Raw genomic sequence first — 13874 nt, forward strand, 5'->3', positions numbered from 1 at the left:
GGCAGTCCCCGTAATAAAAGGAAACCCGCAGCGATGGCGTACTACCGCACTCCTCATGACGTTACCGCTCTGCCCGCCTGGCAAGCGCTCAATCAACATCGCCAAGCCATGCAGGATTTCAGCATGCGCGAAGCGTTCAATGCCGATCCTCAGCGTTTTTCCCAGTTCACCCTGAGCAGCTGCGGACTTTTCCTCGATTACTCGAAAAACCTGATCACCAGCGAAACCCGCGACCTGCTCGTGGGCCTCGCCAAAGAAGTCGGCCTGAAAGACGCGATCAACTCGCTGTACGCCGGCGAGCCGGTCAACTCCTCCGAAGGCCGCCCGGCCCTGCACACCGCCCTGCGCCGCCCGGTTGGCGACAAGTTGTCGGTGAACGGCGTGAACATCATGCCGGACGTGCACAAGGTGCTGAACCAGATCACCGACCTGGTCGGCCGCATTCATGATGGCCTGTGGCGTGGCTACACCGAGAAGCCGATCACCGACGTGGTGAACATCGGTATCGGTGGCTCGTTCCTCGGCCCGGAGCTGGTCTCCGAAGCGCTGTTGTCCTACGCCCACAAAGGCGTGCGCTGCCACTACCTGGCGAACATCGACGGCAGCGAGTTCCACGAGCTGACCATGAAGCTGCGCGCCGAGACCACGCTGTTCATCGTCTCGTCGAAATCCTTCAACACCCTGGAAACCCTGAAAAACGCCCAGGCCGCCCGCGCCTGGTACCTGGCCCAGGGTGGCTCGGAAGCCGAGCTGTACCGCCACTTCATCGCCGTATCGAGCAACAACGCGGCGGCGGTGGCCTTTGGTATCCGTGAAGAAAACATCTTCCCGATGTGGGATTGGGTCGGCGGCCGTTACTCGCTGTGGTCGGCCATCGGCTTGCCGATCGCCCTGGCGATCGGCATGTCCAACTTCAAGGAGCTGCTGTCCGGTGCCTACACCATGGACCAGCATTTCCAGAACGCACCGTTCGAACAGAACATGCCGGTGCTGCTGGGTCTGCTGGGCGTGTGGTACGGCAACTTCTGGGGCGCGCAGAGCCATGCGATCCTGCCGTACGACCATTACCTGCGTAACATCACCAAACACTTGCAACAGCTGGACATGGAATCCAACGGCAAGAGCGTGCGCCAGGACGGCACGCCCGTCGCGACCGATACCGGCCCGGTGATCTGGGGTGGCGTAGGTTGCAACGGCCAACACGCCTACCACCAGTTGCTGCACCAGGGGACCCAACTGATCCCGGCCGACTTTATCGTGCCGATCGTCAGCTTCAACCCGGTGTCCGACCACCATCAGTGGCTGTACGCCAACTGCCTGTCCCAGAGCCAGGCGCTGATGCTCGGCAAGACCCGCGCCGAAGCCGAAACCGAGCTGCGCGACAAGGGCATCCCGGAAGACGAAGTGCAAAAACTTGCACCGCACAAGGTGATCCCGGGCAATCGTCCGAGCAACACTATCGTGGTCGAGCGCATCAGCCCGCGTCGCTTGGGCGCTCTGGTTGCCATGTATGAGCACAAAGTGTTCGTGCAGAGCGTGATCTGGGGTATCAACGCCTTCGACCAATGGGGCGTGGAACTGGGCAAAGAGCTGGGCAAGGGTGTCTACAACCGCCTGACCGGCGCTGAGGAAACCCTGGCCGACGATGCGTCGACCCAGGGCCTGATCAACTACTTCCGCGGTCGTCACCGCGGCTGATCCAGGTATGGCAGGGCCAACGTCCGTTTGGACGTTGGCCTTGAACCCTCCCCTTGCAGGGTGCATCTTTATGACTTGTCGCAAAAACAAGAATAAGGATCGCTCATGTTCGATATCAGCACGTTCCCCACCGCCGATGCCGTCCGCCGGGCTGCGCAACTCAGTCAAGAGGACTATCAGCGCCTCTACCGCCAATCCATCGAGCAGCCGGACACCTTCTGGGCTGAACAGGCCAAAGGCTTTCTCGACTGGATCACCCCGTGGCACACCGTTCAAAGCTCAGACATCAACACTGGCGCCGCCCAGTGGTTTGCCGGCGGCCAACTGAACGTCAGCTACAACTGCATCGACCGTCACCTGGCGCAACGCGCCGATCAGCCGGCCTTCATTTGGGAGGGCGATGATCCTGCCAAATCCTCCAACATCACCTACCGCCAACTGCACCAGAACGTCAGTCGCCTGGCCAATGTGCTGAAAAGCCGTGGCGTGAAGAAAGGCGACCGGGTGTGCATCTACATGCCGATGATCCCGGAAGCGGCCTACGCCATGCTCGCCTGTACGCGGATTGGCGCGGTGCATTCCGTGGTGTTTGGTGGCTTCTCGCCGGATGCCTTGCGTGACCGTATTCTCGACGCCGACTGCCGCACGGTGATCACCGCCGACGAAGGCGTGCGCGGTGGCAAGCCGGTGGCGCTGAAACAGAATGTCGACAAAGCCCTGACCAACTGCCCGAATGTGAGCACGGTTCTGGTGGTAGAGCGCACCGGTGCGACCGTCAACTGGAGCGAAGGCCGCGACCTCAAGTATCAACAGGCCCTGGATGCGGCCAGCGACGACTGCCCGCCCGAGCCAATGGACGCCGAAGACCCGCTGTTCATCCTCTACACCTCCGGCAGCACCGGCAAACCCAAAGGTGTGCTGCACACCACCGGCGGCTACTTACTGCAAGCGACGATGACCTTCAAATACGTGCTCGACTACCGCGAGGGCGAGGTGTTCTGGTGCACCGCCGATGTGGGCTGGGTCACCGGCCACAGTTACATCGTGTACGGCCCACTGGCCAACGGCGCGACTTCGCTGATGTTCGAAGGCGTACCGAGCTACCCGGACAGCTCGCGCTTCTGGCAAGTGATCGACAAGCATAAAGTCAACATCTTCTACACCGCGCCCACCGCCTTGCGTGCTTTGATGCGCGAGGGTCACGGCCCGCTGGAGAACACCTCTCGCGCCAGCCTGCGCCTGCTGGGGAGTGTCGGTGAACCGATCAACCCGGAAGCCTGGGACTGGTACTTCAATGCCGTCGGCGAACAACGCTGCCCGATCGTGGACACCTGGTGGCAGACAGAAACCGGCGGCATCATGCTCAGCCCCTTGGTCAGCGCGCAGCGCATCAAGCCCGGCTGCGCGACCCAGCCGATGTTTGGCGTACAACCCGTATTGCTTGACGAACACGGCAAGGAATTCAGCGGCGCCGGCAGTGGCGTACTGGCGATCAAAGCGAGCTGGCCAGGGCAGATCCGCAGCGTGTACGGCGATCCGCAGCGCATGATCGACACCTATTTCAAACCCTACCCCGGTTACTATTTCACCGGCGACGGCGCACGCCGTGATGACGACGGCGACTACTGGATCACCGGGCGCATCGACGATGTGATCAACGTCTCCGGCCATCGCATCGGCACCGCCGAGGTGGAAAGCGCCCTGGTGCTGCACGACCAGGTGGCCGAGGCCGCCGTGGTGGGCTACCCCCATGACGTCAAAGGCCAGGGCATCTATGCGTTTGTCACGCCCATGAATGGAGTGGAACCCGACGATGCGTTGAAAAAACACCTGCTGGCGCTGGTCAGCAAGGAAATCGGCAGCTTTGCCAAGCCGGAACTGATCCAATGGGCCCCGGCCTTGCCGAAAACCCGCTCCGGCAAGATCATGCGCAGGATTTTGCGCAAGATCGCCTGCAACGAACTCGACAGCCTCGGTGATACCTCGACCCTGGCCGACCCGAGTGTCGTAGAGGGCTTGATCGACAAACGCCTGAACCGATAGGAACCCCTGAGTCGCCATGGAATTTATCCGCAGCCGTATCGAAAACCAGTTGATGAGCCTGACTGGCCTGTCGCTGGGCCAACTGGACCTGGAAAACCCTAAGGGCGACCCCGGCTTGTTCGGGCCCGACTCGGTGAGCTGGCAAGTCCATGGCGACTTCAGCAGCATGCTTATCGGCGGTATCAGCGCCTTGATGCTACAAGCCTTGCACCCATTGGCCCTGGCGGGCGTGTGGGACCATTCCAACTTTCGTCAGGACATGCTCGGGCGCTTGCGGCGCACCTCGCAGTTCATCTCGGGCACAACATTTGGCTCGCGCAAAGACGCCGAATGGCTGATCGAAAAAGTCCGCACCATTCACTTGCAGGTGGTCGGTCATGCCCCGGACGGGCGACCTTACGCGGCCAGCGACCCGGAATTGCTGACCTGGGTGCATGTGGCAGAGGTCAGTAACTTCCTCGCCGCCCACTTGCGCTATCGCAACCCGAATCTGTCCGGTCGAGACCAGGACCGTTACTACAGTGAAATTGCCTTGGTCGCCGAACAGCTGGGCGCGCGACATGTTCCGCGTTCTCGGCAGGAAATTTCGGATTATCTGGCGCGCATCCGCCCGCAATTACTGTGCGACGATCGCAGCCGCGAAGTACTACGTTTACTGCTTAACGCGCCCTCCCCCAGCCTGCTGGCCAAACCTTTTGGCAGTCTGATGATGCAGGCCGGCATTGACCTGCTGCCGGATTGGGCCAGCGCCATGCTCGACCAGCACCAGAGCCCGCTGCAACGCCAGATGATCCGTGCCGGGGTCAAGCGCAGTGCGCCGATGCTGCGATGGGCGATGCGCAACGGTTCGGTGCAACGCGCCCATCGGCGGATGGGGTTGATGTAGGCGACGGCGCATAGCTGTTAAACTTCGCGCCCTCATTTCCCCAGCAAGGCGCGCTCCATGTCTCCTCTGAATCAGGCGCTGCGCGCCGCCCTCGATCATCGCCAAGACCTGATCCATGAGCTGCACGCCCAAGGCACCGACTGCTACCGCCTGTTCCATGGCAGCCAGGAAGGCGCCGGCGGCCTGACGATCGACCGCTACGGCCCGCAATTGCTGGTGCAGAGTTTTCACCACTCCCTGGAAACTGCAGAGCTGCTGGACCTGCATCAACAGGTCAACCAGTACATGGGCCTGGAATTGTTGCTGGTGTACAACGACCGTTCCCGTGGCAACTCGCGCATCGACCGCGAAGACACGGTTTATCGTGCCGAGCCCGCTGCACTGGAAGACCTGATCGGCCATGAGTGGGGCCTCAATTACCGCGTGCGCGGCCGCCATGCCGGGCAGGACCCGCTGTTGTTCCTGGATTTGCGTAACACCCGCGGCTGGGTCAAGGCCCACAGCGCCGGCAAAAGCGTGCTGAACCTATTCGCCTACACCTGCGGCGTCGGCCTGAGCGCGGCAGCCGGTGGTGCCCGTGAGGTGTGCAACCTGGACTTCGCCGAGGGCAACCTGGCGGTCGGGCGCGAAAATGGGCTGCTCAACCCGCAATTGCCGACCATGCAGTTCGTGCAATCGGATTACTTCCCGGCTATCCGCCAATTGGCCGGCCTGCCGATCACCCAGCGCCGCGGGCAAAAGCTGCCGAGTTACCCGCGACTGGAACAACGTCAATACGACTTGGTACTGCTCGACCCGCCAGCCTGGGCCAAGAGTGCTTTCGGCACCGTCGACCTGCTGCGCGATTACCAGAGCCTGCTCAAGCCCGCACTGTTGGCCACCGCCGACAATGGCGTGCTGATTTGCTGCAACAACCTGGCGAAAGTCAGCATGGAGGACTGGCGCGAACAGGTGCTACGTTGCGCAGAGAAGGCCGGGCGCCCCGTGCGTGACTGCAAAGTCATGACGCCAGGCGCGGACTTTCCCTCGCAGGACCAACAACCCCCGCTGAAAACCCTGATACTGCAGCTGTAAGACGTTTCCCAAAGGACCCGTTCTTCGGAACCGAAAACCCGTGCCATACTCCAAGGCACTCCTGTTTGACATAGATGGCGCCGCCCCATGCCCAAAGGATTGATTCGCGCCGCTGGCGCCTTGTTGACCGCCCTTGCCCTGTACAGCTTGCTGGGCTTTTTGATTCTCCCTGGCGTTGCCCTTCGCATTGCCAACCAGCAACTGGCCAATTACGCCACGGTGCCGGCGCGGATCGAGCGGATCGAGCTCAACCCGTTCAGCCTGGAGGTAACGGCATGGGGGCTGAAAATCGGTGAGCCGGGCAAGGAACAGGTGGGTTTCGAGCGTCTCTACGCCAACCTGCAGATCGACAGCCTCTGGACTCGCGCCCTGCACCTGGCCGATGTGCAACTGGACAAACCCAAGACTGAGCTGTTGTTCGACAAGTCCGGCCAGTTGAACCTCGCGCAGTTGTTCAAGCTGCCGCCCAGCGAGCCCACCCCGACCGATCCAAATGCCAAGCCGTTTCCGCTGCGCATCGACAGCATCAAGCTGGCCGGCGGCTATGTGCATTTTGAAGACTTGCGCCCCAGCGAACCCATCGAATTCCTTTACGACAAGCTCGACTTCGAGCTGAAAAACCTCAGTACCCTGCCTGAAGACAACGCCGACATGACGTTGGTGGCAGCCGGGCCTGCAGGCGGACAGATCGACTGGAAAGGTAATTTCAGCCTGGTGCCGATCACTTCCGAAGGCACGTTGAAAGTCACCGATGGCAAGATGAAAGCCTGGTGGCCGTATGTACGTGACGCGCTGCCATTGGTGCTGGAAGACGGTGTACTCAACTTCAGCACCGAGTACAAGTTCAGCCTGGCCAAAGAGACAGAACTGAACCTGACCAACACCTCCGCCAGCATCGCGCCATTTGCCATCAAGGCACCGGATGGCCGCCCACTGGTGCGCCTGGAACGCCTGGACGTCAGCGAAACCACCGTGGACTTGGCTAAGCAGCAGGTCGTCGTCGGCAAGATCCGCAGCAACAAGCTGGAAACCTGGGCGGCGCTTGAGTCCGACGGGCAACTGGACTGGCAAAAACTGTTCGCCAGCCAGCCGAGCAAACCGGCCAAGACCCCCGAGCCCCAAAATGCACCCGCCACCGCCGACTCGCCAAAAGCCGAGCCTGCGGCGCCAAGCAAGCCTTGGCAAGTACTGCTCAAGGACGTGCAACTGCGCAACTATCAGGTGCACCTGGCTGACCGTCAGGCCAAGCCGGCGGTCGCGCTGGAAGTGGGCCCGCTGAACGTCGATGTGCAGAATTTCGACAGCCTCAACCAGAGCCCCTTCACGTTGAAAGTCGACACCGGCCTGGGCAAGCAGGGCAAGGTTCAGGCGACCGGCGAGGTTAACCTCAACCCGGTCAGCGCCAAGCTGAAAGTGAATACCCAGGACATCGACCTGCGGGTCGCCCAGTCCTATATCAGCCCGTTCATCCGCCTGGAACTGCGCAGCGGCATGCTCGGCAGCAATCTCGATGTGAACCTGAAAAGCACTGATCCTTTGAAGCTCCAGGTCACAGGCAGAGCGCAGGTCGACCAGTTGCACACCCTGGACACCCTCAAGACCCGCGACTTCCTCAAATGGCAGCGCCTGGTGCTAGAAGGCGTGAACTATCAGCACGGCGACAGTCTGTCGATCGACAAGGTCAACCTGCTGCAGCCGTATGCACGTTTCATGATCAACGATGACCGCACCACCAACGTGGATGACCTGTTGATCCCGCAACCCGCCGACAAAACACCCAAGCCCGCCAGCAAGGAAAAACCCTTGGGCATCCGCATCGGGCAGATTGCAATCAATGACGGTTCGGCCAACTTTGCCGACTTCAGCCTCACACCCAACTTCGCCACGGCGATTCAACAGCTCAACGGGCAAATCGGCACCATCGACAGCCGCCAGGCCAAACCGGCCAGCGTCGATATCAAGGGTAAGGTTGATCGTTATGCGCCGGTGACCATCAAGGGCAGCGTGAACCCGTTCGACCCGATGGCGGCGCTGGATATCGCAACCAGCTTCAAACGCGTAGAGCTGACCACCCTGACGCCCTACTCCGGCAAGTTCGCCGGTTTCCGTATCCGCAAGGGTCGCCTGAACCTCGACCTGCATTACGTGATCACCAAGGGCCAACTGAAGGCCGAGAACAAAGTGGTGGTCGAGCAGCTGCAACTTGGCGAGAAAGTCGACAGCGCCGATGCCGTGGACTTGCCGATTCGCCTGGCAATCGCCTTGCTCAAGGATTCCGACGGCAAGATTTCCATCGAACTGCCGGTGACAGGCGATCTGAATAACCCGCAGTTCAGTGTGATGCCGATTGTCTGGCAGACCCTGCGTAACCTGGTAGTGCGTGCAGCGACGGCGCCCTTCAAGTTTATCGGTGGGCTGGTGACGGGCGGTGGCTCGGAAGACCTTGGCAATGTATCGTTCGCCGCTGGGTCCAGCGAATTGAACAAGGATGCCGAAGGCGCCTTGAACACCTTGGCTAAAGCACTGAAAGAGCGCCCTACATTGCGCCTGGAGATCGAAGGCACAGCGGCTGCCAGCAGCGATGGACCGTTCCTTGCCGCTCAGCGACTGGAACGTGAATACCAGTACAACTACTACAAGATTCTTCAACGTCGTGGTGACAAGGTTCCAGCCCAGGCGTCCCTGCTTGTCGTACCGGAAAAGGAAAAGGCGCCGTTGCTTGAAGGCATCTACCGCACCCGCCTGAAACAGCAACCACCAGCCGAATGGAAAGACCTGAGCAGCGATGATCGTAGCGCCAAGCTTCGTGACGGCGTGATCAAGTTCTGGAGTGGCAGTGATGTGCTGCTGCGCCAACTGGGCCAGGACCGTGCAAGCACCATCAAGGACTACCTGGTGGACAAAGGCCAGCTGGAAGATGATCGGGTGTACTTCATTGATGCCAACTTGGGGCAGGCCGAGAAGGATGGTCGGGTCGTGACGCCGATGCATCTGGACGCGGAATAACCCGCCCAGAATAGAACAGGCCCCGACACAAGTGCCGGGGCCTGTAATGACCACATCCGTGTGGTCGGTCGCATGAACTCCAGAGGTGCATCGGGTGGATATCTAGCTCACCCTAAGCCGCCGCCGTCTCGTTCAGACGAAACTCCAAGCATTACTCTGCTTTCAGGCCGTCGGCCGATACAGCTTTAACGCCTTTGATTTTCTTGGTGATGTTCACCGCGGTAGTTTTCTGAGCTTCAGTGACCGGTGCGGTCGAAGACAGGGACACTACGCCTTTGTTGGTTTCGACTTTGATGTCGGTGCCAGGAATGCCTTTCTCGGTAACCAGATCAGCTTTTACTTTGGTGGTGATCCAAGTGTCCGAAGTGGACTCTTTGGCACCGGCTGCTGCGCTTTTGGTTTTGTCGACATTGTCAGCCTTGGTAGCGCCGCCAGCCATCAGGCCGTCAGCCGAAACGGCGGTCACGCCTTTGATTTTCTTGGTGATTGCTACAGCAGTGGCTTTCTGTGCGTCAGAGATAGCGACTGTCGAGGACAGGGAAACCACGCCTTTGTTGGTTTCAACCTTGATGTCCGAACCAGGAATACCTTTCTCGGTCAGCAGGTCAGCTTTCACTTTGGTGGTGATCCAGGTATCTGAGGTGGACTCTTTAGCCTTGGTCACTTCACCGGCCGCCAGTGTCATAGGGGCTTGGGAAGTCTGAGCAAAGGCTACGTTAGCACCCATGGCCAGGGTCAGAGCGGTAGCAGTAGCGAGAGCGAACTTCTTCATACGAGTAACTCCTGTTTTATTAAAAGTCTGCAGTACGTAAACCTTGATGCTGCAGCGTTAACAGGGATATTGCAGGCAGTGTGCCAAGTCTTATAAGACAATAAAATCCATATAAAACAACAACTTATAAAAATAGGCACTTTTCGGAATCGTGCAAGTTGCATGAACGTCATCGTGCCTGCATGCAAGTTGCGGCTTTTGGCTTCAGCTAAGCGGCTGATTTCCCGTCACTTTCCAGCGCGCATAAAAAAAGGACTCCGAGGAGTCCTTTTTTTCAGCGCAACGCTTGGGGGTGATTAAACGCCCGAAGCCTTGGCTGCTGCTACGTCCTTGATGGACAGCTTGATACGGCCGCGGTTGTCCACGTCCAGTACCAGCACTTCCACTTCCTGGCCTTCTTTCAGGATGTCAGTCACTTTCTCAACGCGAGCGTCGCTCAGCATGGAGATGTGAACCAGACCGTCCTTGCCCGGCAGGATGTTGACGAATGCGCCGAAGTCGACGATGCGCTCAACCTTACCGACGTAGATCTTGCCGATCTCGGCTTCTGCGGTGATGCCCAGGACGCGCTGACGGGCTGCTTCAGCCGCTTCCTTGGTTTCGCCGAAGATCTTGATCGAGCCGTCGTCTTCGATGTCGATCGAAGCCTTGGTCTCTTCACAGATCGCACGGATAGTCGCGCCGCCCTTACCGATGACATCACGGATTTTGTCGGTGTCGATTTTCATCGCGATCATGGTCGGAGCATTTTCCGACAGTTCGGTACGGGACTGGCCAATGATCTGGTTCATCTGACCGAGGATGTTCAGGCGCGCTTCCAGGGCTTGGCCCAGGGCGATTTCCATGATTTCTTCGGTGATGCCCTTGATCTTGATGTCCATCTGCAGCGCGGTCACACCTTTGGCGGTACCGGCTACTTTGAAGTCCATGTCGCCCAGGTGATCTTCGTCGCCCAGGATGTCGGTCAGGATGGCGAACTTCTCGCCTTCTTTAACCAGGCCCATGGCGATACCGGCAACCGGCGCCTTCATCGGCACACCCGCGTCCATCAGCGCCAGGGAAGCACCGCAAACGGAAGCCATGGAGCTGGAACCGTTGGATTCGGTGATTTCCGACACAACACGGATGGTGTACGGGAATACGTCGGCAGCAGGCAGCATGGCGGCGATCGAACGACGGGCCAGACGGCCGTGACCGATTTCGCGACGACCAGCGCCACCCATGCGACCACACTCGCCCACCGAGAACGGAGGGAAGTTGTAGTGCAGCATGAACGGGTCTTTTTTCTCGCCTTCCAGGGTGTCCAGCAGTTGTGCGTCACGGGCGGTGCCCAGGGTCGCGACTACCAAAGCCTGGGTTTCACCACGGGTGAACAGCGCGGAACCGTGAGTCTTCGGCAGAACGCCGACTTCGATGTTCAGCGGACGTACGGTGCGGGTGTCGCGACCGTCGATACGTGGCTTGCCGTTAACGATGTTTTCGCGAACGGTGCGGTATTCGATTTCACCGAAAGCCGCTTTGACGTCGCTGGAGGAAGGCTGGCCTTCTTCACCGGACAGCTTGGCCACAACCTGATCCTTCAACTCGCCCAGGCGAGCGTAACGGTCGGCCTTGACGGTGATGGTGTAGGCGTCGGAGATGGCAGCGCCGAACTCGGAGCGGATAGCGCCCAGCAGCTCGGTGGCTTCGGCTTGTGGAGCCCAGGTCCAGGTTGGCTTGGCGGCTTCGGCAGCCAGCTCGGTGACAGCCTTGATGACAGCCTGGAACTCGTCGTGGGCGAACAGCACGGCGCCCAGCATCTGGTCTTCGGTCAGCTCTTTGGCTTCCGATTCAACCATCAACACGGCTTCCGAGGTACCGGCAACGACCATGTCCAGGCTCGACGCTTTCTGTTGCTCGTAGGTCGGGTTCAGCAGGTAGCCGGTGCTTTCGTGGAAAGCAACACGGGCTGCGCCGATCGGGCCATCGAAAGGAATGCCGGAGATGGCCAGGGCAGCCGAGGTACCGATCATCGCAGCGATGTCCGGATCGGTCTTTTTGCTGGTGGAAACGACGGTGCAGACAACCTGCACTTCGTTCATGAAGCCTTCTGGGAACAGCGGACGGATCGGACGGTCGATCAGTCGGGAAGTCAGGGTTTCTTTCTCGGAAGGACGGCCTTCACGCTTGAAGAAACCGCCAGGGATCTTACCGGCAGCGTAAGTCTTTTCCTGGTAGTGAACGGACAGAGGGAAGAAGCCTTTGCTCGGGTCAGCGGTCTTGGCGCCAACAACGGTCACCAGAACGGTCACGTCGTCGTCAACGGTAACCAGCACTGCGCCGGAGGCTTGACGGGCGATACGGCCTGTCTCGAGGGTAACGGTCGACTGACCGAACTGGAATTTTTTGATAACCGGGTTCACGGTGTCCTACCTTCTTTGTGGCTCTTGGGGGAACTTGTCTTCTTGCGAAATTCTTGGGCAATGTCGGGAATCGGCCCGAGCCTGGTCCAGGGGTAAAACGTGTATCCAGATAAAACTTGAGGCTGGGAGCCTACCATGCGCCAGCGGGAATCCCACTGACACACGGCAGACAACCAACCTCTAGCGCAATCGCTTATTAGCGACGCAGACCCAGGCGACCGATCAGAGTCTGATAACGACCCAGATCCTTGCCTTTCAGGTAGTCCAGCAGCTTACGGCGCTGGTTTACCATGCGGATCAGACCACGACGGGAGTGGTGATCTTTACCGTTGGCCTTGAAGTGACCTTGCAGCTTGTTGATGTTGTGGGTCAGCAGTGCAACTTGCACTTCTGGCGAACCAGTGTCACCAACAGCTTGCTGATAGTCAGCAACGATTTGTGCTTTTTCTTGAACGTCGAGAGCCATGAGGCAATCCTTTTTTCAGGAAACCACCCAAAGGGCAGTTTCAACAGGCCAGGGACAAATCCCTGTATCTAGAAATGAGTAGTGACCGTGCCTGTTAACAGCCACCCTCGTCCGGTCATTCTGACCGAATCAGTCGACGCGGCGCGATGCGCCCGTCTTCGCTCACTTCACCGATACCGATGAAGCGACCGTTATGATCCTGTACCCGCACCATGCCGAACTTCGGGGCATCCGGGGCACGTACCGGCTGGCCGTTGAGCCAGTAGAACGCGCTGTGCTCCGAAAAGTGCAGCAATGGCCAATCCAGCAAACCGCTGTCCGATGGCATCAGGAAGCGATCAACCGCTTCGTTGCCGCCTTCGGCGTGTACGGCTTCCAGCTCTTCCAGCGTGACCGTCTGGGCCAGGCTGAAAGGGCCGGCCTGGGTGCGTCGCAGTTCTGCAACGTACGCACCGCAACCGAGCTGTTCACCGATATCTTCCACGAGGGTACGGATATAGGTGCCTTTGCTGCAGTCCACGGCCAGGCGGGCAGTGTCGCCTTCACAGGCGAGTAACTCCAAGCGCGCAATAGTAACAGAACGCGGTTCGCGCTCCACTACTTCGCCCGCACGTGCCAGCTTGTAAAGAGGCTGGCCATCACGCTTGAGCGCCGAGTACATCGGCGGTATCTGACTGATTTGCCCACGAAAACCGGGCAAAGCCGCTTCAATATCAGCACGACCAACGGTCACATCGCGAACCTGCAGAACATCACCTTCGGCGTCGGCCGTGGTGGTGGTCTTGCCCAATTGCATCAGGGTTTCGTAACCCTTGTCGGAATCGAGCAGGTATTGCGAGAATTTGGTGGCCTCGCCAAAGCACAACGGCAGTACACCGGTGGCCAAAGGATCGAGGCTGCCGGTGTGCCCGGCCTTTTCGGCGTTGAGCAGCCAACGGACCTTCTGCAAGGCGGCATTGGAGGTAAAGCCAATGGGCTTGTCGAGCAGAATGATGCCGCTGACGTTGCGACGGATACGTTTGACCTGAGCCACCGCTTACTCCTTGGCGTCTTCAGGTGTGGACGGGTGCTGGCTGTCTTCAGCCACGGCGCGCTCGATCAGTGCCGACAGGTGCGCGCCACGCACGACGCTTTCGTCGTAGTGGAAGTGCAACTGAGGAACACTGCGCAGCTTCATTTCACGGGCCAACTGCATGCGCAGGAAACCTGCGGCCGAGTTGAGCACCTTGATGCTTTGCGCGATTTCTTCGCTGCTGTCCTGCCCCATCACGGTGATGAAGATCTTGGCGTGACCCACGTCACGGCTCACTTCTACGGCGGTGATGGTGACCAGACCAACGCGGGGGTCTTTGACTTCGCGACGGATCAGTTGGGCCAGCTCGCGCTGCATCTGATCGCCGATACGCTGGGTACGGCTGTATTCTTTTGCCATGTCTTGTTACCTGTTACTGCCACACGGTGAAACCCGTGGGGTCTGAAAGCGGCAAACGCCCGGCCTGACAAAAGCCAGACCGGGCGTTGCGTTTA

At 59.4% G+C, this 13874-nt stretch carries 10 protein-coding genes; 5 read left to right on the plus strand and 5 right to left on the minus strand.

From position 1 onward, the window contains the following. Nucleotides 1–33: 33 nt before the first annotated feature. The 5 genes from pgi to AYR47_RS02130 all read left to right on the plus strand — a co-directional run bounded on the left by pgi (nt 34) and on the right by AYR47_RS02130 (nt 8707). Nucleotides 34–1698 (plus strand): glucose-6-phosphate isomerase, encoded by a 1665-nt coding sequence (gene pgi, locus AYR47_RS02110; RefSeq protein WP_061434082.1) that lies wholly within the window; start codon nt 34–36, stop codon nt 1696–1698. 105 nt (nt 1699–1803) lie between these two features. Beyond that, nucleotides 1804–3741 carry an acetate--CoA ligase gene (gene acs, locus AYR47_RS02115; protein WP_033898275.1) on the plus strand — a complete coding sequence of 646 codons (1938 nt, stop codon included), beginning with the start codon at nt 1804–1806 and terminating at the stop codon, nt 3739–3741. Nucleotides 3742–3757: 16 nt separating this feature from the next. Beyond that, complete coding sequence (locus AYR47_RS02120; RefSeq protein ID WP_061434084.1) at nt 3758–4627, plus strand: oxygenase MpaB family protein; 870 nt, start codon at nt 3758–3760, stop codon at nt 4625–4627. A gap of 57 nt (nt 4628–4684) precedes the next feature. After that, the gene (locus AYR47_RS02125) at nt 4685–5701 is read left to right on the plus strand and encodes a class I SAM-dependent rRNA methyltransferase (RefSeq protein ID WP_033898272.1); all 1017 of its coding nucleotides are present in this window, start codon (nt 4685–4687) and stop codon (nt 5699–5701) included. Between the two features lie 87 nt (nt 5702–5788). After that, entirely contained in the window at nt 5789–8707 is a 2919-nt protein-coding gene (locus tag AYR47_RS02130) for a DUF748 domain-containing protein (protein ID WP_061434086.1), read from the plus strand. 151 nt (nt 8708–8858) lie between these two features. On the opposite strand, the gene AYR47_RS02135 is transcribed toward AYR47_RS02130, so the two are convergent. The 5 genes from AYR47_RS02135 to rbfA form a co-directional block, all read right to left on the minus strand. After that, on the minus strand, nt 8859–9479 hold the full coding sequence (locus tag AYR47_RS02135) for a BON domain-containing protein (RefSeq protein ID WP_061434088.1): 621 nt from the start codon (nt 9477–9479) through the stop codon (nt 8859–8861). Nucleotides 9480–9775: 296 nt separating this feature from the next. Then, nucleotides 9776–11881 carry a polyribonucleotide nucleotidyltransferase gene (gene pnp, locus AYR47_RS02140; RefSeq protein WP_016976826.1) on the minus strand — a complete coding sequence of 702 codons (2106 nt, stop codon included), beginning with the start codon at nt 11879–11881 and terminating at the stop codon, nt 9776–9778. Nucleotides 11882–12077: 196 nt separating this feature from the next. Beyond that, complete coding sequence (rpsO, locus tag AYR47_RS02145; RefSeq protein WP_003177875.1) at nt 12078–12347, minus strand: 30S ribosomal protein S15; 270 nt, start codon at nt 12345–12347, stop codon at nt 12078–12080. A gap of 115 nt (nt 12348–12462) precedes the next feature. Continuing rightward, nucleotides 12463–13380, minus strand: a complete 918-nt coding sequence (gene truB / locus AYR47_RS02150; protein WP_003235022.1) for a tRNA pseudouridine(55) synthase TruB — start codon at nt 13378–13380, stop codon at nt 12463–12465. Between the two features lie 3 nt (nt 13381–13383). Then, a complete protein-coding gene (rbfA, locus tag AYR47_RS02155) occupies nt 13384–13779 on the minus strand; it encodes a 30S ribosome-binding factor RbfA (RefSeq protein WP_016973761.1) in 396 nt (131 codons plus the stop codon). Nucleotides 13780–13874: the final 95 nt, after the last annotated feature.

The organism is Pseudomonas azotoformans (assembly GCF_001579805.1).
Taxonomy (GTDB): Bacteria; Pseudomonadota; Gammaproteobacteria; order Pseudomonadales; family Pseudomonadaceae; genus Aquipseudomonas; species Aquipseudomonas azotoformans_A.